This is a genomic window from Oricola indica, from assembly GCF_965227485.1.
Classification (GTDB): domain Bacteria; phylum Pseudomonadota; class Alphaproteobacteria; order Rhizobiales; family Rhizobiaceae; genus Oricola; species Oricola indica.
On the sequence record NZ_OZ245747.1, the window covers coordinates 4,674,328 to 4,693,060 of the forward strand.

Annotated in this window: 17 protein-coding genes, 1 tRNA gene and 1 pseudogene; 6 read left to right on the forward strand and 13 right to left on the reverse strand. The window is 60.3% G+C overall.

The features are described 5' to 3' along the window. Positions 1-19: 19 nt before the first annotated feature. Positions 20-2,641, reverse strand: a complete 2,622-nt coding sequence (locus tag ACQK2M_RS23120; RefSeq protein WP_425419753.1) for an AAA family ATPase — start codon at positions 2,639-2,641, stop codon at positions 20-22. Continuing rightward, complete coding sequence (locus tag ACQK2M_RS23125; RefSeq protein WP_425419754.1) at positions 2,638-3,771, reverse strand: metallophosphoesterase family protein; 1,134 nt, start codon at positions 3,769-3,771, stop codon at positions 2,638-2,640. The genes ACQK2M_RS23120 and ACQK2M_RS23125 overlap by 4 nt, the downstream gene beginning before the upstream one ends. A 614-nt stretch (positions 3,772-4,385) precedes the next feature. Here ACQK2M_RS23125 and ACQK2M_RS23130 point away from each other — a divergent pair. Beyond that, positions 4,386-5,405: a nucleotidyltransferase family protein gene (locus ACQK2M_RS23130; RefSeq protein WP_425419755.1), complete on the forward strand. Its 1,020-nt coding sequence runs from the start codon at positions 4,386-4,388 to the stop codon at positions 5,403-5,405. 186 nt (positions 5,406-5,591) lie between these two features. Here ACQK2M_RS23130 and ACQK2M_RS23135 read toward each other — a convergent pair whose 3' ends face one another. From ACQK2M_RS23135 to ACQK2M_RS23145, 3 genes are all read right to left on the reverse strand, one after another. After that, entirely contained in the window at positions 5,592-6,077 is a 486-nt protein-coding gene (locus ACQK2M_RS23135) for an RrF2 family transcriptional regulator (protein WP_425419756.1), read from the reverse strand. Positions 6,078-6,079: 2 nt separating this feature from the next. Continuing rightward, a complete protein-coding gene (locus ACQK2M_RS23140) occupies positions 6,080-6,493 on the reverse strand; it encodes a group III truncated hemoglobin (RefSeq protein WP_425419757.1) in 414 nt (137 codons plus the stop codon). Between the two features lie 142 nt (positions 6,494-6,635). After that, the gene (locus ACQK2M_RS23145; protein WP_425419758.1) at positions 6,636-6,848 is read right to left on the reverse strand and encodes an NnrS family protein; all 213 of its coding nucleotides are present in this window, start codon (positions 6,846-6,848) and stop codon (positions 6,636-6,638) included. On the opposite strand from ACQK2M_RS23145, the gene ACQK2M_RS23150 reads away from it, so the two are divergent. After that, positions 6,801-8,122, forward strand: a protein-coding gene (locus tag ACQK2M_RS23150; RefSeq protein WP_425420120.1) for an IS3 family transposase whose coding sequence is annotated in 2 segments (ribosomal slippage) — positions 6,801-7,107 and positions 7,107-8,122 — 1,323 coding nt in all. Because the reading frame shifts where the segments join, the coding sequence is not laid out codon by codon here. The two genes, ACQK2M_RS23145 and ACQK2M_RS23150, sit on opposite strands and share 48 nt — an antisense overlap. A gap of 34 nt (positions 8,123-8,156) precedes the next feature. On the opposite strand, the gene ACQK2M_RS23155 is transcribed toward ACQK2M_RS23150, so the two are convergent. From ACQK2M_RS23155 to ACQK2M_RS23165, 3 genes are all read right to left on the reverse strand, one after another. Beyond that, positions 8,157-8,588 (reverse strand): PACE efflux transporter, encoded by a 432-nt coding sequence (locus tag ACQK2M_RS23155; RefSeq protein ID WP_425419759.1) that lies wholly within the window; start codon positions 8,586-8,588, stop codon positions 8,157-8,159. 433 nt (positions 8,589-9,021) lie between these two features. After that, positions 9,022-10,743: a SulP family inorganic anion transporter gene (locus tag ACQK2M_RS23160; RefSeq protein WP_425419760.1), complete on the reverse strand. Its 1,722-nt coding sequence runs from the start codon at positions 10,741-10,743 to the stop codon at positions 9,022-9,024. A 74-nt stretch (positions 10,744-10,817) separates the two neighbouring features. After that, a complete protein-coding gene (locus ACQK2M_RS23165) occupies positions 10,818-11,078 on the reverse strand; it encodes a helix-turn-helix domain-containing protein (RefSeq protein ID WP_425419761.1) in 261 nt (86 codons plus the stop codon). A gap of 1,025 nt (positions 11,079-12,103) precedes the next feature. Between ACQK2M_RS23165 and ACQK2M_RS23170 the strand changes: the two genes are divergently transcribed. Then, on the forward strand, positions 12,104-12,556 hold the full coding sequence (locus ACQK2M_RS23170; protein WP_425419762.1) for a hypothetical protein: 453 nt from the start codon (positions 12,104-12,106) through the stop codon (positions 12,554-12,556). A gap of 99 nt (positions 12,557-12,655) precedes the next feature. Here ACQK2M_RS23170 and ACQK2M_RS23175 read toward each other — a convergent pair. Further along, positions 12,656-12,772, reverse strand: a pseudogene (locus tag ACQK2M_RS23175) (type I restriction-modification system subunit M N-terminal domain-containing protein); the annotation flags it as partial. Between the two features lie 126 nt (positions 12,773-12,898). Between ACQK2M_RS23175 and ACQK2M_RS23180 the strand changes: the two are divergent. Next, positions 12,899-13,198 (forward strand): hypothetical protein, encoded by a 300-nt coding sequence (locus ACQK2M_RS23180; RefSeq protein WP_425419763.1) that lies wholly within the window; start codon positions 12,899-12,901, stop codon positions 13,196-13,198. After that, on the forward strand, positions 13,185-14,279 hold the full coding sequence (locus ACQK2M_RS23185) for a tyrosine-type recombinase/integrase (protein WP_425419764.1): 1,095 nt from the start codon (positions 13,185-13,187) through the stop codon (positions 14,277-14,279). Before ACQK2M_RS23180 ends, ACQK2M_RS23185 begins: the two co-directional genes overlap by 14 nt. A 1-nt stretch (position 14,280) precedes the next feature. On the opposite strand, the gene ACQK2M_RS23190 is transcribed toward ACQK2M_RS23185, so the two are convergent. The 4 genes from ACQK2M_RS23190 to ACQK2M_RS23205 form a co-directional block, all read right to left on the reverse strand. Beyond that, a tRNA-Arg gene (locus ACQK2M_RS23190) sits at positions 14,281-14,357 on the reverse strand. Positions 14,358-14,503: 146 nt separating this feature from the next. Further along, the gene (locus tag ACQK2M_RS23195; protein WP_425419765.1) at positions 14,504-16,012 is read right to left on the reverse strand and encodes a sensor histidine kinase; all 1,509 of its coding nucleotides are present in this window, start codon (positions 16,010-16,012) and stop codon (positions 14,504-14,506) included. A gap of 27 nt (positions 16,013-16,039) precedes the next feature. Further along, positions 16,040-17,464 (reverse strand): dihydrolipoyl dehydrogenase family protein, encoded by a 1,425-nt coding sequence (locus ACQK2M_RS23200; protein ID WP_425419766.1) that lies wholly within the window; start codon positions 17,462-17,464, stop codon positions 16,040-16,042. A gap of 34 nt (positions 17,465-17,498) precedes the next feature. Next, positions 17,499-18,251, reverse strand: coding sequence for a TVP38/TMEM64 family protein (locus ACQK2M_RS23205; RefSeq protein ID WP_223476743.1), 753 nt, complete (start codon positions 18,249-18,251; stop codon positions 17,499-17,501). Positions 18,252-18,586: 335 nt separating this feature from the next. On the opposite strand from ACQK2M_RS23205, the gene rpmH reads away from it, so the two are divergent. Further along, positions 18,587-18,721 (forward strand): 50S ribosomal protein L34, encoded by a 135-nt coding sequence (gene rpmH, locus ACQK2M_RS23210; RefSeq protein WP_425419767.1) that lies wholly within the window; start codon positions 18,587-18,589, stop codon positions 18,719-18,721. Positions 18,722-18,733: the final 12 nt, after the last annotated feature.

Consider the following 18,733-nt stretch of genomic DNA (forward strand, 5'->3'; position numbering starts at 1 on the left):
GATTGAGAGCTTCCCCTTCTCAATCTATTGATGCCGTTGCCGGACTTGCAGGCGCGATGGAAAGGCTGCGACCGCCGAGATCGCGGAATGCCCTCTGTCGGCAGGTAAAAACGATGATCTGCTGGTCCCTTGCCTCACGCGTAAGGGTATCGAACATACGCTCGATTCGATCGTCATCGGTGTAAATAATCGCATCATCGAGGATGATGGGCGCGGCATCGCCGGCCTTCGCAAGAATCCTGGCGAACGCCAGGCGCACAAGGAGTGCGATCTGCTCCTTGGTGCCACCGGAGAGGACATCGAAGTCCTCCTCCGTGCCCGCGCGAACGAGTGCCGTTGGCAGGACGTCATCGGCATCGAGGTGGAGTTCGGCCTCCGGCCAAAACAGCCGGATGAGGGGCACGAGCTCAGCCAGAACTGGCTCAACATAGCGATCGCGCGCAGCGGCACGCGCACTTTCCAGAGCCAAATCAAGCCGTTGGAGAACCGCTACTTCGAACTCGATCTCGGCAAGTTTCTGGCGGGCCTGTTCCAGCCGTGTCGAGACATCTGCCAGTTCCTCGTCGACTGCTTCACCGGAATAGAGATCAATTGCCGTGTCGAGGCGCTGCAATTCCAAGCGAAGTTCCTGGCGGTCCCGGTCAGCGCGTTCGACGACGGAACGCGCGCGCTCGAACGCGGCTGTCGCCGCATCGAGATCTGGTGCGGTCTTTTCGATCTCTTTCCGCTTGCTACCGGCCTCCGCAAGAGCTGCCTCTAACGCGGGGAGTTGCTGCCGGAGAGTCTCTATTCCGGCCTCCAGCTCATCAAGATTTTCCAGGATGTTCCGCGACCTGGTCACCCGGGCTTCGGCCGCCTCGACAGCGGCTGCCGCGCGCGCCTCTTCCGACTTGGCATGGCTCAAACGTTCGCGTGCCTTTTCGAGATCTAGCATGACAGTATCGCGCGCCGCCTTCGCGTCCCGTTCGGCCTGCTCGGCTTCAGCCTGATCCGGCAGCTCACCGGCATTGGCCACATCTTCCGGAAGGGCCGCAATCCGCTTGCGCAGCGCCTCGATACCGTCGGGCGCCTCGGCAGCCAAGGCTGCCTTAGCGTCACGAAGCTGAGCCTCGACATCCTGCCGCTTGCGTCCGGACTCCCGTGCCGCCGCAATGTCCAGAAGGCCCAGTGATTGCAAGCGATCCGCCAGCGCAGCCTCGGCTTTTTCAAGATCCTGTTCTCTAGACCCGGTGGGTGTTTCGACAACCAGGCGTCCAACTCCGGCAATATCGATCGCCGCACCGCCGGGGACCGGGAACCGGACGCCGTCGGCGAGAGCCGAACCGTCGATAACAACCGAACCCGAGATACCTCCGTCGTAGTGCATGGTCACAGAAGCCGCCTCGCTTTCACGCAGGTGCTTCAGCGCCTGGATCTGTGCGCCGAATTCCTCGAGACCCTGGAGCGTCTTGACATCGATCTCGATCTCGGCCGCAGCCTTCGCATTTTCGACTTTCTGCCGCAGATCTTCGGCCCTTGCGAGCCGCTGCGTTAGTTCCGCCCTGCGCTCAGCAGCCGAAGCCGCCGACCTGGCTTGCAGGACACGGCGCAATGTGTCGGAGGTAGATGCAAGCGCCTTTTCGGTTCCCTCGAACCGTTGCGCAACGTCGGCATGTTCAGTTTCGGCATTTCGCCTCGCGCGTTTGCATTCTTCGAGAGTGCCCGCTTGGTCGGCAAAGAGGTCGCGTGCCTGCTTCGCTTCTGCGATCGCCTCCCCCTGCACTTTCAATTTGTCCTGGGCGCGACCAACCTCATGGAACCTGGATTTCTCGGATTCGATCGCTTTCTCAAGCGTTTCCGCATGACGTTGAGCTTCCGAAAAAGCGGCTTCAGCATTCTGTCGCCGCTCCTTCCGATCACGGTCGGATTCCGGATCCTCTATTGCCGCAAGCTCGCGCCGCACTGCATGCCTTCTGTCGATCTCCTCACGGAGCCTGGAAGCCTTGGCCGAAAGTTCCTCGTGCTTAGTTTCAAGGGCTGCAACAAGCTCTTCGGCCTCATTGAGCGGACCGCCCCTCCTAGACTTTCCGCTCTTAGTTGTGAGATATCGCTCCAACTCTTCGCTGCAGAGACGGCGCGCGACCTCCATTCGCCGGCCACCGGTCATCGCTTCGACTTCTCCGGCAACCGAAGACAACAGATCGCGGCGCGCGGTCAGACTTGCATCGTCATTCTCCAAACCGATGATGCCCTGCCTGACCCACAAGAGCCCAGCGGGTCCGCCATTCTTCGGCGACTTGAGAGCGGCGGAAAGCCAGTCCTCAGCATCGTCGCCCTGCTTGACCAGGCTGCCATCGCGGAACACACGCGCTTCGCCTTTGCGGTTTTTTGCCCACCGCTTTTCCACTTGGAAGACTTGGCCGCCAAGTTCCATTTCAAGCGCCACTTCAGGGTCGCCCCCGGCATGTGGCGCCAAGCTGGACACTTCCTTGTCCCAAGAGCGGTGACCCTTGAAGAACAAGGCATGCAGCGCATCGAAAATGGTGGACTTGCCGTTCTCGTTGGGCGCAGCGAGCACGTTGAGCCCGGAAGTAATGCCGGAAATCTCGACCGGATCCGTGAACCGGCGGACGTTATTGAGACGGATCTTGCGAAGTTTCACTGTTCCTGCCTCCTCGCAAACCCATAGAGACGGCGGAGCGCCGCCGCGGCGATGGCGCGCTCACCAGCAAGCGCCATCTCGTTTTCGGCATCCGCATAAAGTGCATCAGCGGCCAGCCTCAGCGCTCCGCCCTGTGCAATCTCGTCGAGATCATCGGTTTCTATCTCCGTCTGTAGAGCGGTTTCGACATACTCGAAGTAGCCGAACTCATGGCGGACGTGCTCGATCGCTCGCGACAGTGCTTCCCGCTCCGGCAAGCGCGTCCAGCCGCTCGCGTTGAGCTTCATCAGGATATCGCGCCTGTCTCCCGCCGAACCTGGCATGACGGCCTGCAAGGCGGTTCCCGGATCTTGCTCCGGCGTCAGGTGGATTTCGGTTTCCGCCCAATCAAAGCGGCCGGTCTCGACGACCTGAACTTCAGGGACGGCGCGAGGACCACTGATCGTGACCGCGAGACAGCATCCGCGGCCTGCATGCTTGAAACGATCCCGCTCAGGCGTGCCGGAGTAATAGGTTCTCTCACCGATCTTCTTAACGCCGTGCCAGTCGCCAAGGGCGAGGTAATCCAGACCAGCGGTGGAACTGCGATCCAAGGGGATGATCTCCTGACCGTCATCCTCAGACCCGAAACTGACGACACCGCCATGTGCGAGCCCGATACGGATGTTGGCGTCTGGGGTCGGGCATTCCCGCATCCAGTCGGTCAGATCCTTGCCCGGGAAACGCCGCGGCAAGGGCGCCGGTAAGAGGCTCACCTCTCCGGCGATTTCGATCGGTTCACCAGCATCTATCAAGTGAACCGTTTCTGGGGCTTGGACACGGAAACGATTCCACAAGCTCTCGGCAGCAAGACTGTCGTGATTGCCGGGAATGATCCACCAATGGATGTTAACGTCCTTGCCCATGGCTGCAACCGCCTGTCGCCAGACCGGTTCAGACGGCGTCTCAGTATCAAAGAGATCGCCGGCCACGAGGATGTGCTCGGCATTATGTGCGCGTGCAACATCCGCCAATTTCGCGATCGCCGAATGACGCGTCTCGACCAAACGGCCTCGAATCTCTTCGGGGAAATTGCTGAACCGACGACCGAGGTGAAGGTCGGACGTATGGATCAAACGAAACTCTGGCATATGCGCGTCCTAAATGAATTGAATCCCTTCATCATCGCTCGACCAAGAAATCGAATACAATCGTTCTGTCGCATATCTACTGAAATCGACTATTCAAGGCATTCGATAAGCACCATCATCTTCGAGCATAGGCGCCGGCAAACCATCGCGTTTGAACATCGCACTGATGCTTTCAGCGATGATATCGCCGCGGCTCTGGCTTATCTCAGCGTCCATATTCTTCTGGAGCCCTTCTAGATCAGCCTTTGTATCTCCCATATCCGTTAAGCCGAAATTGTCTCATTGGTGCTGAACCCGGACAGGCAAATGACGTCTGCTCTTAATCACTGCGCCCCGAAGGTCGATAGAAGCGGCGACATCAGTGAGAATGAACGCGCTTGGATCGATTTCATCAGGCTCTGCTCCCGAGGCGGCGATCCCGCTCCGACCCTTCAACGGGTGCAAAAGCTGAGGCTTCTTCTCAACCCCGCTATGGAGCATTCGCAAACCGGTTTTGAGAGAACTAATTGGCTGACTGTCTGAAAGGTGTGTGCATCAGTAATTTTTTTGATGCACACTTGCATTTGTGTGCAGCAAATAATAATTTGATGCACACAGCGCAAGGAATGCGAGACATGGAAATCACCGCTCACAGTCGCCCGGCCGTCGTGGCCTACCAGGACTTGCTGCGCCTTCATCTCGACGAAAGAGCATCCGGACTGGTTGGCACGATCGAGGAGCGAAAGCGCAACGGTCGAACCTATCTTTACGAGAAGTTCCGGATCGGCACCGAGATGGTTAGCCGATACCTGGGCGAAGACAAACCCGACCTGCGTGCGCGCCTGGAACGCGCGGAGGCGCTAAAGGCCGAAGCGGACGAGCGGCGCAAACGGATGACCAGGCTCGCAAGGACACTTCGGGCCGAAGGCTTCATCACGACCGATCGCGATACAGGCTCATTGCTTCTCGCCTTTTCCCGGGCAGGCGTGTTCCGGCTTGGCGGCACACTCGTTGGGACAACCGCCTACAGCCTATACCAGGGCGATCTCGGCGTGCGCATGGACTACGAGGAATTGGCCCAGACCGGCGACATCGATTTCGCCAGCTTCGAACGGCTCTCGGTTGCTCTGGAAGACAAGGTCGAGGAGAACCCCAACGAGATTCTCAAGTCGCTCAAGTTCGACCCGGTTCCGGGCGTGAACGATCGACAGGTTTGGAAATGGCGGCAGAGCCGCTCAGAAGCAATGGTCGAGTTCCTGACGCCGGCTTTTGGTGACGAAAGCGTCAAACCCCTGCCAGCGTTGGGGGTAAGCGCCCAGGCTCTCAACTACCTGAATTTCTTGATCGCGGATCCAATCCATGCGGTTGCGCTGTATCGATCCGGCGTCCTGGTCCAGATCCCGCGACCCGAGCGATTTGCAATCCACAAACTCATAGTGGCCGATCGGCGCCAAGGCGGTCCCGATCAACTGAAGGCTCGGAAAGATAGAGCCCAGGCTGAGTTCTTGGTGGCGGTTCTTGCTGAAGATCGTCCGGAGGAGCTCACAGAGGCCTATGAGGACGCACTGTCGCGAGGTCCTCGCTGGCGGGAGCGGATCGAGGCAAGTCTGAAACGAATGCCCGAAACTGAACAACGGCTATCGGCTTTGGTTTGATCAATACGCCAAAGTCCTACGCGATGGAGATTGTTCCAGTCTTTGTTCCCCGACAAAGACGATCGACCTCCCAGCCGGCATCATTGCCGACTGCCCGTCTTCCGTCTCGGCGCGAAACAGGGGATCGAGTTCATGCATAAAGCAGGGCGGCGAGGCGAATTGCGGATGGTCGTTGTCTGCCAAGTGTCATCCTCCTTCATGCACGGCGGCGCCGGGCTGCCCCACCAGGTCGCTTTCGGGTGGACTTGCGATGCCAAGCAGCGCCGCCAGCGCCTCACGGTTCCTGACGAGGTCACGTAGGTGATACTTGTCGAAGACTGAGAGGTAGGCGGCGAGCGCCTCCCGGACGACACCAGTAAGACGGCATGACGACGTGATCGCACAGGCGCCGCCATCGGTTTTCAGACACTCGACCATAGCCTTGTCGTCCTCCATCGCCCGAACGACGAACCCGACATTGATCTCTTCGGGAGGTCTCGCGAGACTTATCCCACCCGCGCGCCCGCGCAATGTCTCCACCAAGCCGAGTTGCGAGAGACCTTGCGCCACCTTGATAAGATGATTGCGGGACAGGCCATAGGCGGTCGCGACGTCGTTGACGGTGCACGGCCTGCCGTTGCGGACCGCCAGGAAGATCAGCATGCGAAGCGCATAGTCGGTATGAAGAGTCATTCTCATGCCGGCACTGACCCGCTGTATGCTGCAGGCAGCCGAAAGAACATCGCAAGCTTGAGGCTCTGCGCGATCCTCTCGGCTCGTTCAATAAAGACTCTGGCTGTGTCCGGGTCACAGAGATCGCCTGCAGTATCGGCAAATATCGAAAGCCAGATATCGAAATCGCCTTCTGTCACGCCCTTCAATTTGACGTGCGCGGGCACCGGGCGGCCCTGATAGCTTCGCGTCTTCAGGATTACCGAGCACCAGAAATCCGTCATCTTCTCAAGATGAGGCTCCCAATCGCCGGTGATTTCGCGAGCGAAGATCGGACCAAGCCGACCGTCTTGCCGGACCCGCAGATAAAATTCCCTGACGAGGCGTCCGATGAACGCCCTGTCGACACCCTCGCGATCCAGAGGATGTTCTTCCAATGGGGTGGAACCCGCAGTTCGGGAATGTCCCATCCCGTGACCTCATTAAAGTGGCATTTAGAATGCCACTTTAAGCGCGCCTTCCCGCAAACGCAATGCCGAGAGCCAAATCCCGTCCGCACTGCCATCGCATTGTCTGGTCTTACGCGGTGCGCAAGCGAGACTGCCACAGGAAGGGTCCATAGCGCCCGGCAAAGACCAGGAATGCCGCGCTCCAGAATCCGCCTCCAGCCATGAGCAGCGGAAGATACTGGAGCGGCAGCAAAGGAGCCGCCACGCGGAAAAGCGCGCCGATGGTGACAAGGACATAGATCGCGACTGTCCAACCGTCATCCGCCGTGCAACCCGCAAACATTATTCGGCGGAAGAGAAGATCCGCATCGTGCTGGAAGGCTTGCGCGGTGAGGAGTCGATTGCCGCGCTGTGCCGGCGTGAAGGCATTGCCGAGAGCCTCTATTACAATTGGTCGAAAGAGTTCCTCGAAGCCGGCAAGAAGCGGTTGGCCGGCGACACCGCGCGGGCAGCCACCAGTGACGAGGTCAAGCATCTGCGTCGCGAGGCCCATGATCTGAAAGAGGTCGTCGCCGAGCAGGCGCTGGAACTGCGGCTGCTTAAAAAAAGCATGATCGCGGATGGGGGCGACGACGAATGAGATATCCCGCCTCCGAGAAGCTGGAGATCATCCGGCTCGTCGAGCAGTCGCATCTGCCGACCAAGCGCACGCTGGACAAGCTCGGCATTCCCCGCTCGACCTTCAATCGCTGGTATGACCGCTTTCTCACCGGCGGCGTCGATGCGCTGGAAGATCGCAAGCCTCAGCCCGGGCGGGTCTGGAACCGCATTCCCGACGACATCCGAGAAAATATCATCGACCTTGCGCTTGATGAGCCGGAGCTGTCACCGCGCGAACTGGCGGTGACGTTCACCGACACGCGAGGCTACTTCGTCTCGGAATCCTCGGTCTACCGCCTGCTCAAGGCGCAGGATCTGATCACCAGTCCAGCCTTCATCGTCATCAAGGCTGCCGATGAGTTCCATGACAAGACGACCGCGCCGAACCAGCTGTGGCAGACCGACTTCACCTATCTGAAGGTCATCGGCTGGGGCTGGTTCTATCTGTCGACCATCCTCGACGATTACTCGCGCTACATCATCGCCTGGAAGCTATGCACCACGATGAAGGCCGGGGATGTCACCGACACGCTGGAACTCGCCCTGCAGGCATCGGGTTGCGACAACGCCAAGGTGATGCAACGTCCACGGCTCTTGTCAGACAATGGTCCATGTTACGTCGCCGGCGAACTGGCCGATTGGCTCTCCGGCATTGGGATGGAGCACACCCGCGGTTCGCCTTGCCATCCCCAGACCCAGGGCAAGATCGAGCGATGGCACCAGACGTTGAAAAACCGCATCCTGCTCGAAAACCACTTCCTGCCGGGTGCTCTCGAAACGCAGATCGACGCCTTTGTCGATCATTACAATAACCGGCGCTACCACGAGAGCCTCGGCAATCTCACACCGGCCGACGTCTACTTCGGACGCAGCCAGACCATCCTGCAGACAAGAGAAAGGATCAAACGCGAAACTATCAATCAACGGCGCTTGCTGCATCGCAAGGCCGCCGCTTAGAATGAAATCCTGATGGGCCAGAGCCTCCACTAGATCAGGCCGCCGAACTGCTCAAAACCTCTGACGACGGACAGCGGTCATACGCCCAGCCAAAAACGAACGCATAAACCATGTAGAAGAGGGCGAACGAGAGATCGATCACGAGCGCCTGAAGTAGCGGGACGCCCAGATACCAGGCGATGAACGGCATGAGCACAGCCAAGAGCCCGACCTCGAACAAGACCGCATGGACTACTCGCACTGGGCCGCTCTTGGCCGTGTTCCCGGTCGTCCGCTGCAAGATCAGATCAAACAGGTAGTTAAACGCGAGGTTCCAAACGGTTGCGATTGTCGCGCTTACAACAGCGACTATGCCGATATCATCAAGCGGGAACTGGAATGCCCACGCGCCGAGCGGAGCTACGACCAGCAGGCCGATTATCTCAAAACTGATGGCGTGGCGAATTCGGTCACCGAGAGAACGCATTTTGACCTCCAGGGTGCCGGGCCGTCCCGAATAGTCTGTCCAAAAAATTGGCGGAGGTCGTCCTCTTACCAAGTCACCTAGTTTCATGGCGGGCCAACTTCAAGCAACCTCGGACGGACCGGGATCCCGGCACATCCCCGGCGCATCCGACAGGCTCCGATCCTGTGACCGCTGCCTGAGGAGACAGCGCAGATCCACTCGCAATTTCGCATTGAAGGTTACGCCCGCCTCGGTTATCAAGGCCAAGCATTGGCTCAACGCCGCAAGCACCCGTAGCTCAGCTGGATAGAGCGCTGCCCTCCGATTGGTCCCCGGCTTGATCTCGGTTCTAACCGGTCCTCCTTGCCGGCCCTGACTTCTCTCGATTTGATGCTTCGCGGACTGGTGTTCTTGGCACGAAAACGCCACTCTGACGACATGCGGCTTCCCGACGTCATACGACCACCTGTTGATCGCCGGAGGTCTCTGCAACCGCTGACAACGCGTCGTCGACAGTTGCCGCGTAATGGACGAGGGGGCGTTTCAGACCATGGGTCACGAAGACCCTCTGGATGTCGCGGCTGGCGCCTGTAAGCCACAGGGCTACGCCGAGCTTGTGGGCCTTATGCGCTAGCCCCTCTATCATGTTAGCGCCGGTCGAATCTAGAAAGGGCACCTCCGCGAAATCCACGATCAGCGCCTTGTGGCTGTCCTGGATCCGGTCGAGCACGGAGCCGATGGAGGCGGTCGCACCAAAGAAGAGCGCGCCGGTGATCCGGTAGACGACGACCTCCGGGTTCGCCGCAACTGCTTCGTCATAGGTTCCGCGGGGCTGAGCGTTGTCGGCTTCATCGCGGCCCACGAAAGGCGTGTGCGACGCGATGGCGGTGGTCTTGCTCATGCGTTGGATGAAGAGGACCGAGCCGAGCGCGAAGCCCACCACGATGGCCTCGGTCAGATCGCGGAAGATGGTCAGGAGGAAGGTGGCCGCGAGCACTGAAGCTTCGCCCCAGCCAGATCGGACTAGAATGGCGATGGCTGGCTTCTCGATCATGTTCCAAGCGACGACCGCGAGGACTCCAGCAAGAGTAGCGAGCGGAATGTAGGCGGCGAGCGGTGCGGCGATCATCATAAAGAGCAGAATGAATAGGGCGTGCAGCATGCCCGAGACCGGCCCATGCGCGCCCGAGCGGACGTTGGTGGCGGTCCGGGCGATGGTTCCGGTTACGCAGAAGCCGCCGAAGAGAGCCGAGCCGATATTCGCGGCGCCTTGCGCCACAAGCTCGCAGTTCGACCGGTGCCGTCGCCCGGTCATGCCGTCCGCCACGACAGCTGACAGTAGTGACTCGATTGCGCCGAGAAGGGTGAACGAGATCGCGGCGGGCAGAACCGCCATGATCTTCTCGACCGACAGCTCCGGCAGGCTGGGGACTGGGAGGGTCGAAGGGATGCCGCCAAACTTCGTGCCGATGGTCTGCACCGGCAGATTCAGGAGCGCGGCAGCAATCGCCGCGACACCTACCGCGATAAGCATCCCCGGCCAATTCGGCCGCCACTTGCGCAATGAGAGAATGATCGCGACCGTCGCCGCCGAGACGAGGATCGCGGCGGGTGTGAGGCTCGCGCGTGCGTCCCACAGGGCGGGGAGTTTCTCGAGCAACTCGCCCGGCTCATGCTTCAACGTCAGGCCGAAGAGTTCCTTGATCTGGCTCGCGAAAATGATGGCTGCGATCCCCGCTGTGAAACCGACGGTGACCGGAAAGGGAATGAACTTAATGAAGGTGCCGAGCCGGAGGAAGCCCACGGCGGCCAGCATCAGGCCCGAGAGAAACGTTGCCAGGATCAGTCCCTCCATCCCGTGCTCCGCCACCGTCGCGGCAATCAGAACGATGAAGGCGCCCGCAGGGCCGCCAATCTGGAACCGCGATCCGCCGAGAAGGGAGACGAAGAAGCCGCCGACGATGGCGGTGTAGAGCCCCTGAGCCGGGGTCGCGCCCGAGGCAATCGCGATAGCCATAGACAAGGGCAGAGCCACGATGGCGACTGTCAATCCGGCAACGGCGTCCGCGCGCAATTGCGGCAGCCCGTAGCCTTCACGCAGCACGGTCACGAGTTTCGGGGTGTAAAGCTCCGCAAAGCTGGGCGCATCGCTGGTCTGTCTGGTCTGATCTTTCATCTGGGGCCGCACCTTGAATGGGTTGCGGCGGGATCGTCGGCTGTCGTCGGCGGTCGCCGTCGCGAGGTCTGGGGTCAGTGGTTCTGGGTTGGAGATTTTAACCGGACACCTCGTCCGAGCGCCGAGCTGGGGGTGCCCTCACCGATCAGTTCGATACCGGCGAGTTCCAGCGCAGCCACAACCTTCGTCAGGCTGTCGACCACGCCGCGCACATTGCCTGCGCTGGCCTCCATGCGCTGAATTGTCGGGACGGACAGACCGGAGAGATCGGCAAGGGTCTTCTGGTCGATGCCGAGAAGGGCACGCGCCGCGCGCATCTGGGGACCGGTAATCAATTGGCATATCCTAAGCTGGGAGGAGAGGTAAATAAAGAAGGCATATTGATATGTCAAATATGAAAAATTCAGCATGATACATCTATCTTAGCCATGTGATGGATAATGGCGTTGATGCGAAAAAGGTGCGAGGCTCGAATGAGATCGACCAAATGAATCGGAATGGCTGGAGTGTTACTCTTGAACGACTGCCGATTTTAGGCAGCGGTCTCCGGCGTGTCCTACGCTCCGGAAATCCTTACCCCCCCCTCTGCATCCCCTCGTGCGCGTGCACGTCGTCCAGGCGCGCCTCAGACGCTCATGGCACAATCTGATCACACTCGACCTGGGAAACCTCCTTGGCGCCGACTCGGCGGCGTCCTACGCGACAGAGGCACTATCAAAGGAGGTGCTTCATGGCGACAATTAGCAACACAGCAAGCACGTCATCCGAAGCCGACTGGAAAGGAACGACAAGAATTTGTGGGAACCAAGGCGATCCGATCTTCGATGGGATCCTTCGAAGCGAAGTCCTAGGAAAATTCGCGATGCTCGTAGGTGATGCCTTCTGGCGCCACCGAGATATTGGAGTCGGGCCCACCTGTGACTGTGGGGTGCCGTCTAAGGCGCCTCTCCGAACTGCGGGACATTGTCATATGGTAAACTTCGGCGCCTGAAATGATGGCTCTTGGGCCTAGCTGACCTTTACCTCGCGCGTCTCCGGAAGCCGATCTCCTTATGCGAAATAAGGAAAAAGTTGACGGGAGTTTCCATCAAGTTGACGAAACTCCACGAAAACAGAAATTTCTCGCGGATGTAAACGTCTGCCACGGTGCCGCCAGTAGGCCAGATAGCAATCTGCGAGGGCAAACCTCCGTCTTGGCGCCCCTCAATACCGAATTCCCGAAATAGCTATTTCCAGTTTTCGCGAATTCGCTATTGGTTGAGCGATTTCCACTGCGGGATCCCTTGGGCAGTAAAGAACAATACCTATCGGACTTCCCCTGTATGTCATTCGGTAAGGGCAGATCCCAACCCACGATCTTGTGGCTGATCCGCGCTTTATTGCCAATGATCGGATCGCGATCGCCAATCAATGCGCCTTTGGGCGCGCGCTATCCATGGCGATGCCATCGCTCGTTATCGGTCCGATCATTCAAAAGGGCCGGATGGAAACCAAGGAAGATCGAAAGCACATCGCGAACTACGTGGTCCAGGTGATGGCCGGCCCCTATGCCGAATTCCATTTCAGCCCGATGGACTTCCAAGAAGAAGTCCGCAACGCTGACGAAAGACAGGCACGCACCGTTGTGGCTACGCTGCACAATTGCTCGAAGCTGGCGAAGATCTTCTTTAACGACGCGAACCGCCTCGTCCCAAAGTTCGTGGAGCAAAACTTCGAAACGATCACCCGGCTCGCAAATGAACTTGGCAAGCGTGGAACGCTTCATCAGGACGAGATAGACGCCATCATTGATCCGGTGGTGATGGCCGCCTGACGCCCCCAAAAAACCTGAAGATCGAAGACCGCGCCCAAGTCCGGCGCGGTTTTTTTGTGTTGATCCTATCAACGCTTTGTTCGATTTCTTGCTCGGGCCGTCGAGCTTATGCATGTTGTCGAGGCCGCGAATGAATAGCAGGTAGGTGATCTGCTCGATCACCTCGAGCGGATTGGCGATCCAGCCAGCCCAGAAGGCGTTCCAGATGGTGTCGATCTTGTTGCGTAATTCACCAGTATCGGATCCATCGCAGCATCACTGATAAAAATTCGCGCTTTAAACGAAACGCCGCCGGCAGCTTGCTATAATCTTCACTAGATACTCCAGTGAAGGATTCCGCTGATGTTTGCCGCCGGTCTCATCCATGCCCTCCCTCCGTCCGAACGCCGATGCCTCGATCGCAAAGAGGCGGCGAGCTATGTGAATGTTAGCGTCGGGAGCTTCGATAAGCTTATCCAAGAGGGCAAAATGCCAAGACCTATTCAGCTTCTTCGCCGCAAAGTCTGGGATAAGCAAATGATCGATCGCATGATCGACAGAATGTCGGGACTCAAACCCAGAGATGCCGCCGATCAACCTTCGGACACGGAGAATGGGGAGTCCTCCCTCGACGCTTGGCGGCGCGCGAATGCCGCCGACTAAGATCCGCGGAATCAACAAGGTCAAGAAGCGTCTCGCCGACGGCTCGGTGCGCCTCTACTATTACCACCGCGCGACCGGTCGGGCGCTGAACGGCGAACCCGGATCGGTTGAGTTCCTCTCCGACTACGTGGCCGCCGAGAAGACCCTCACCGATCGCCACGCGGGAACTTTCAACAGCCTTGTTAGGGACTACACGCTGTCACCAGAGTTCGAGAAATTGGCAGAAAGCACCAGGGGCGAATATCGACGGATGCTGACCAAGTCGGAGGCCAAATTCGGAGATCTTCCGATAGGGGCTCTTAACGATCCGCGCGTCAGGCAGGATTTCATGTCCTGGCGCGCGACCGTCGCCAGAGAGTCCGGATATCGCGAGGCAGACAACCGGCTTTCCGTGATTTCCTCCATGCTTACTTGGGCAAGAGAGAACGGCCGAATTCTACACAACCATGTCGCGGGATTTCGCCGTCTTCACAAGACCGATCGCTCCGAGCTTATCTGGCTGCCTGGGCACATTGAGGCCTTCATGAACATCGCCCCACTCGAACTGCAGCGGGCTCTTATCCTTGCTCTGCACACTGGCCAAAGACAGGCCGACCTTCTGAAGTTGTCATGGAACAACTACGACGGCTCGACGATCTCGTTGCGCCAAGGAAAGACTAACCGCCGCGTAGATATCAAATGCACGGCGGCTTTGCGGCGAATGCTCGACGGTCTCGACCGAGACACGAACCTTGTCCTGACGACGAAGACCAAGCTTCCTTGGAAGGCGCGTTATTTCAAGGCGCAATGGGAGGCCGCCACGAAGGCTGCCGGCATCAGCGATCTGCATTTCCACGATCTGCGTGGAACGGCGATCACTCTACTCGCGCAAGCTGGCTGTTCCACTCCCCAAATCGCAGCAATCACCGGCCACTCGCTGAAGACGGTGACGACCATTCTGGATAAATATCTCGCTCGAACGCCAGCGCTGGCTGAAGGCGCCGTCATGTTGTTCGAGAACGCAAAGAGCACAGAATTTGCAAACCGGCTGCAAACTGCGGCACAGGAAAAAGCGGTCGTCGAAGCTAAGTCTTTGAAATAAATGGCGCGCCCGAAAGGATTCGAACCTCTGACCCCCAGATTCGTAGTCTGGTGCTCTATCCAGCTGAGCTACGGGCGCGCAGCGCGAAAACGAAGGGCCTTGCGGCGACGTATCGCGTCGAAGCGGCTTCCTAGTCTGTTGTGCGGGTTAATTCAAGCCGTTTCGGTGGAAAAAAGCAGATAGGCCTCGCTACGCGAATTCGCGAGCCACGGGCCGCATTTCGGCTAGCCTTGCCCGCCCGTGCCGCGGGTCTGGACGCGGCGCGCCCGCTCCTGTTCCAGCGAAACGGGGGCGTCGGGGAGCCTGATCTCGAAATGCGTGCCGATGCCGCGATCGTCGCGCAGTTCCAGCGTTCCGCCATGGGCGCGCACCAGTTCCTGTGCGATTGCGAGGCCCAGCCCCGTGCCGCCGGCGCGTGCCGAGCCCTTGAAGGCGGAAAACAGGTTCTCGCGCGCCTTGGCGGGCAGGCCAGGGCCCGTATCCTCCACGCTGATCAGCGCCGTCGTGCCCATGCGTGCGGCGGTGACGGAGAGGCGCTTGACGGTCGCGGGATCGGTGTCGCCGCGCATCGCCTCGACGGCGTTGCGGCAGAGATTCATCAGCACACGGAAAAGCTGCTCGCTGTCGGCATCGAGTTCGAAATCATCCGGGATGCTCGCCGAGAACTCTATGCCCGATGCCGGATCGATCCCGAGCAGTTCCTCGACATCCAGGACGATGGGCGCGAGCTTGACGCGGCGCCGGTTCGGTGCGGCCTCGCCGGCGCGTCCGTAGGACAGGACGTTTTCCGAATAGCTGACCGCGCGGCCGAGCGTGCGCATCAGTTTCGGCGCGAAGCGCTGCATGGCGGGATCGGAGACCGAGCCTAACCGGTCCGACAACAGCTGCGCGGAAGCGAGAATGTTGCGCATGTCGTGATTGATCTTGGACACGGCGAGGCCGAGGTCGGCGAGGCGTTTCTGGCTCTTCAGGGTTTCCTGCAACTGCCCCTGCATCGCGGCCAGCTCGCGCTCGGCGATGCCGATCTCGTCGCCGCGCTTCGACGGCGCGATGATCGCGTCGGGACTTTCCGGCGTCATCGAGAAGGTCAGCATCGACTGTGTCATCCGCCGGATCGGACGGATCGCGATGCGGTTGATCGCCAGGAAGACAAGGCTGGCGGTGATCAGCGAGATGATCAGCGACAGGACCGCGACATTGCGTGCGTAAATGAGCATGGCGGCGCGCAGCGGCGCGTCCGGGAGAACCAGTTCGATCATGTTGTCGCTGTCGCCGATCGGGCCGTAGGCCCGGATATAGCGATCGCCGCCGAACAGCAGCGTGTCGAACGTGTCGCGGATGGCGGCAAATGCGCTGAACTCGGCGACATTCACCTCGTCATGGATTTCCGGCATCGTGTCCGTCAGCCGGATGAAACGGGAGCGCTCGCCGAGTTTCAGGGCGATCGCCTTGGCCCCGGTCGCCATCAGCACGTCATCCTGGGCCTGGAGGGGCAATTCGATATCGGCATCGGACGCGATCAGCACGCTCGCCGCCGCCGCGGTGTTCACCTTGCCAGCGAGCCATGTCATGCGGAAATTCGCGACCGACGGCACGAAGATCAGCACTTCCGCGATCATGACGAACAGGATAGTGAGAAGCAGGATCTTGGCCGACAGGCGACGGGCCGGCCGAAGCTCCGCCCGGGTCTCGAGCAGGGCCTTGCCCTTCTTCGCCGCGTCCGTTTCGCTCATGGCGTGCACATCCTCATGGCCCGCATGTTATCCGAAACGGCGCAGAAATACGATCAGCCTGCGCACCCACGGATTGCGGGTCGCCGGGGCCGAATAGGCGGTCGCGGCGCGCTTGGCCATTTCGGTCATGGTCGGATAAGGCGGGATGTAGGCGCGGATGTCGGACGCTTTCATCTTCTTCGCCACGGCCAGCGCGAAGATGTTGATCATCTCGCCGGCGCCGGCGCCGGCGATGCCCGCGCCGAGGATGCGCCCCCTGCCGTCGGTGACCAGTTTGACGATACCGTCGGTCTTGCGCTCGGTCCGGGCGCGATCATTGTCGGCATAGGACCATCGGAACACCTGCGGCGAGAGGTTGCGCGCCGAGGCTTCCTCCTCCGTCAGGCCGACCTGTGCGAGCTCCGGATCGGTGTAGGTCGCCCAGGGCACGATGTCGCGGTTTTCCTTGCCCGGCACGCGGAACAGGATCGACTGGATGACAAGCGCCGCGTGATAGCTCGCGACATGGGTGAACTGCAAGCCACCGGTGACGTCGCCGATGGCGTAGACGTGGCGATTGGAGGTCCGCAGCGCGCGATCCACAGCGATGGCCCGTCCGTCGAGACGAACATCCGCCTTGTCGAGGTCGAGACGCTCCACATTCGGCTTGCGTCCGGTGGCGACCAGGAGGTGCGACCCCGTGACCTCCGCCTCGCCCTCATCGCTCTCGTAACGGACGGTCGTCCTGTCGCCTTCACGCGAAACGCCGGTGACCTTCGCGCCCTCATGGATGGTAATCCCCTCGCCGCGCAGCCGCTCCAGCACGATCGCGGTCAGTTCGGGATCGTCCTTGCCGAGCGCCTTCAGCCCCTCGATCACGGTAACCTGCGCGCCGAGCCGCCGATGCGCCTGCGCCATTTCCATGCCGATCGGTCCGCCGCCGATGACGATCAGATGTTCGGGCTTTTCGGTGTTCTCGAAGATCGTCTCGTTGGTGTGGAAAGGCACCGCGTCGAGGCCGGGGATCGGCGGCACGAAGGGCGACGATCCGGTGGCGATGACGAAGCGGCGCGGCTTGATCTCATAATCCCCCGCGACCAGCGTGCCGGGACCGGTGAAACGGCCATAGTCCTCGATCACGCGGACACCGAGCCCGGTGAAGCGCTCGACGGAATCATGCGGCGCGATCGACTCGATCACGGAGCGGACATGCGCCATCACGCCGGGAAAATCGACGTCCGGTTCGACAGGGGCAATGCCGAATTCGCCCGCGTGACGCATGGTGGAAGCGGTCTTGCCGGCCGCGATCAGGGCCTTGGACGGGACGCAGCCGTAATTGAGACAGTCGCCGCCCATCTTGCCGCCCTCGACGAGGACGACCGGGACGCCAAAGGCGGCGGCCGCGGCGGCGACCGTGAGGCCGCCCGATCCGCCGCCGATGACGCAGATATCGGGTTTGAGTGTTTCCGGCATTGATAGCTCCAGTCGGGTTGCGTCGTCCGGCGTTTCAGGACGGCCGGCGTGCGGCGCGCAGCCGTTTGATGATCGGCGGGATCGCCGCGATCACCGCCAGCGCGACGAAGGCGATGGTGATCTGCGGCGTGACGAGGTCGGAGACGGACACCTCCGCCCCGGCCTCGCGTGCCTTGACGATGACGCTGTCTACGCCTTCTCCGAGATAGGCATAGGCGAATGTGCCCGGCAGAATGCCGAGGAAAGTCGCCGCGACATAGGTACGGACAGGCACATTGAAGAGCGCGGGTGCGATGTTCATGACGAAGAAGGGAAAGACCGGCGCGAGACGCAGGACGAGCAGGAACGAGAAGGCGTTTTCCTCGAACCCGTCGGCGAGGCGCTTGACGCGGCCACCAACCTTCTCGCGCAGAAAATCCCCGAAGGCGCTGCGGGCGGCGAGGAACAGCGCCGTCGCGCCGGCGGTCGCGGCAAAGGCGACGACGACGCCGCCGACGAACCAGCCGAAGAGAAACCCGGCGAAGATGGTCAGGATCGAGGCGGCGGGAAAGGAAAAGGCGACAGCCAGGGCGTAAAGGCCCGTGAAGCCCGCCAGCGTCAGCAGGTAATTGGCTTCCACGAAGCCAAGCAGGCTCTCGCGGCTTTCCGCGAGAAAGGCGAGCGAGAAGTAGCGCTGCCAGCCCATGGCGTAGGCAAAGGCCAGTCCGGCGACGATGATCGCCAACGGAGCAAAACGCTTCCAGGCGCCGGCGCGTCCGGCACCTGGTTCGGATCGGTTCATGTCCATTGTCTCATCGCTCACGGGCCATACCCTCTTAGACCGTATCGCGCGGTTTCGCACGGGTCGTTGATCCGCATTTGGCGTTCTGCCCGGTAAAGAACAATTCACAAACCATTGATGCCGGATGGCGTGATCACGCGATGCCTCGCGCTCACGGTCGCGTGATGCGTTTTGGCGCGCCTGCGAGTCGCGACGGGCATTGACTTGACGGGCCGTTTGAACGATAAGCGCGCAACGCTCGGGCACGTCTCAGGCGGCGCTTCGTTATTGCGCATCGCCGGAAGACCAGGGTCCCATTCGAAAAGTTCAAGACAAGGGCCGCCTTTCCGGCGGAAACGACTATGAAACGCACCTATCAGCCTTCGAATCTGGTCCGCAAGCGCCGGCACGGCTTCCGTGCGCGCATGGCAACGGTCGGTGGTCGCAAAGTCCTCGCGAACCGTCGCGCACGCGGCCGCAAGCGCCTTTCGGCCTGATCGCACTAAGCG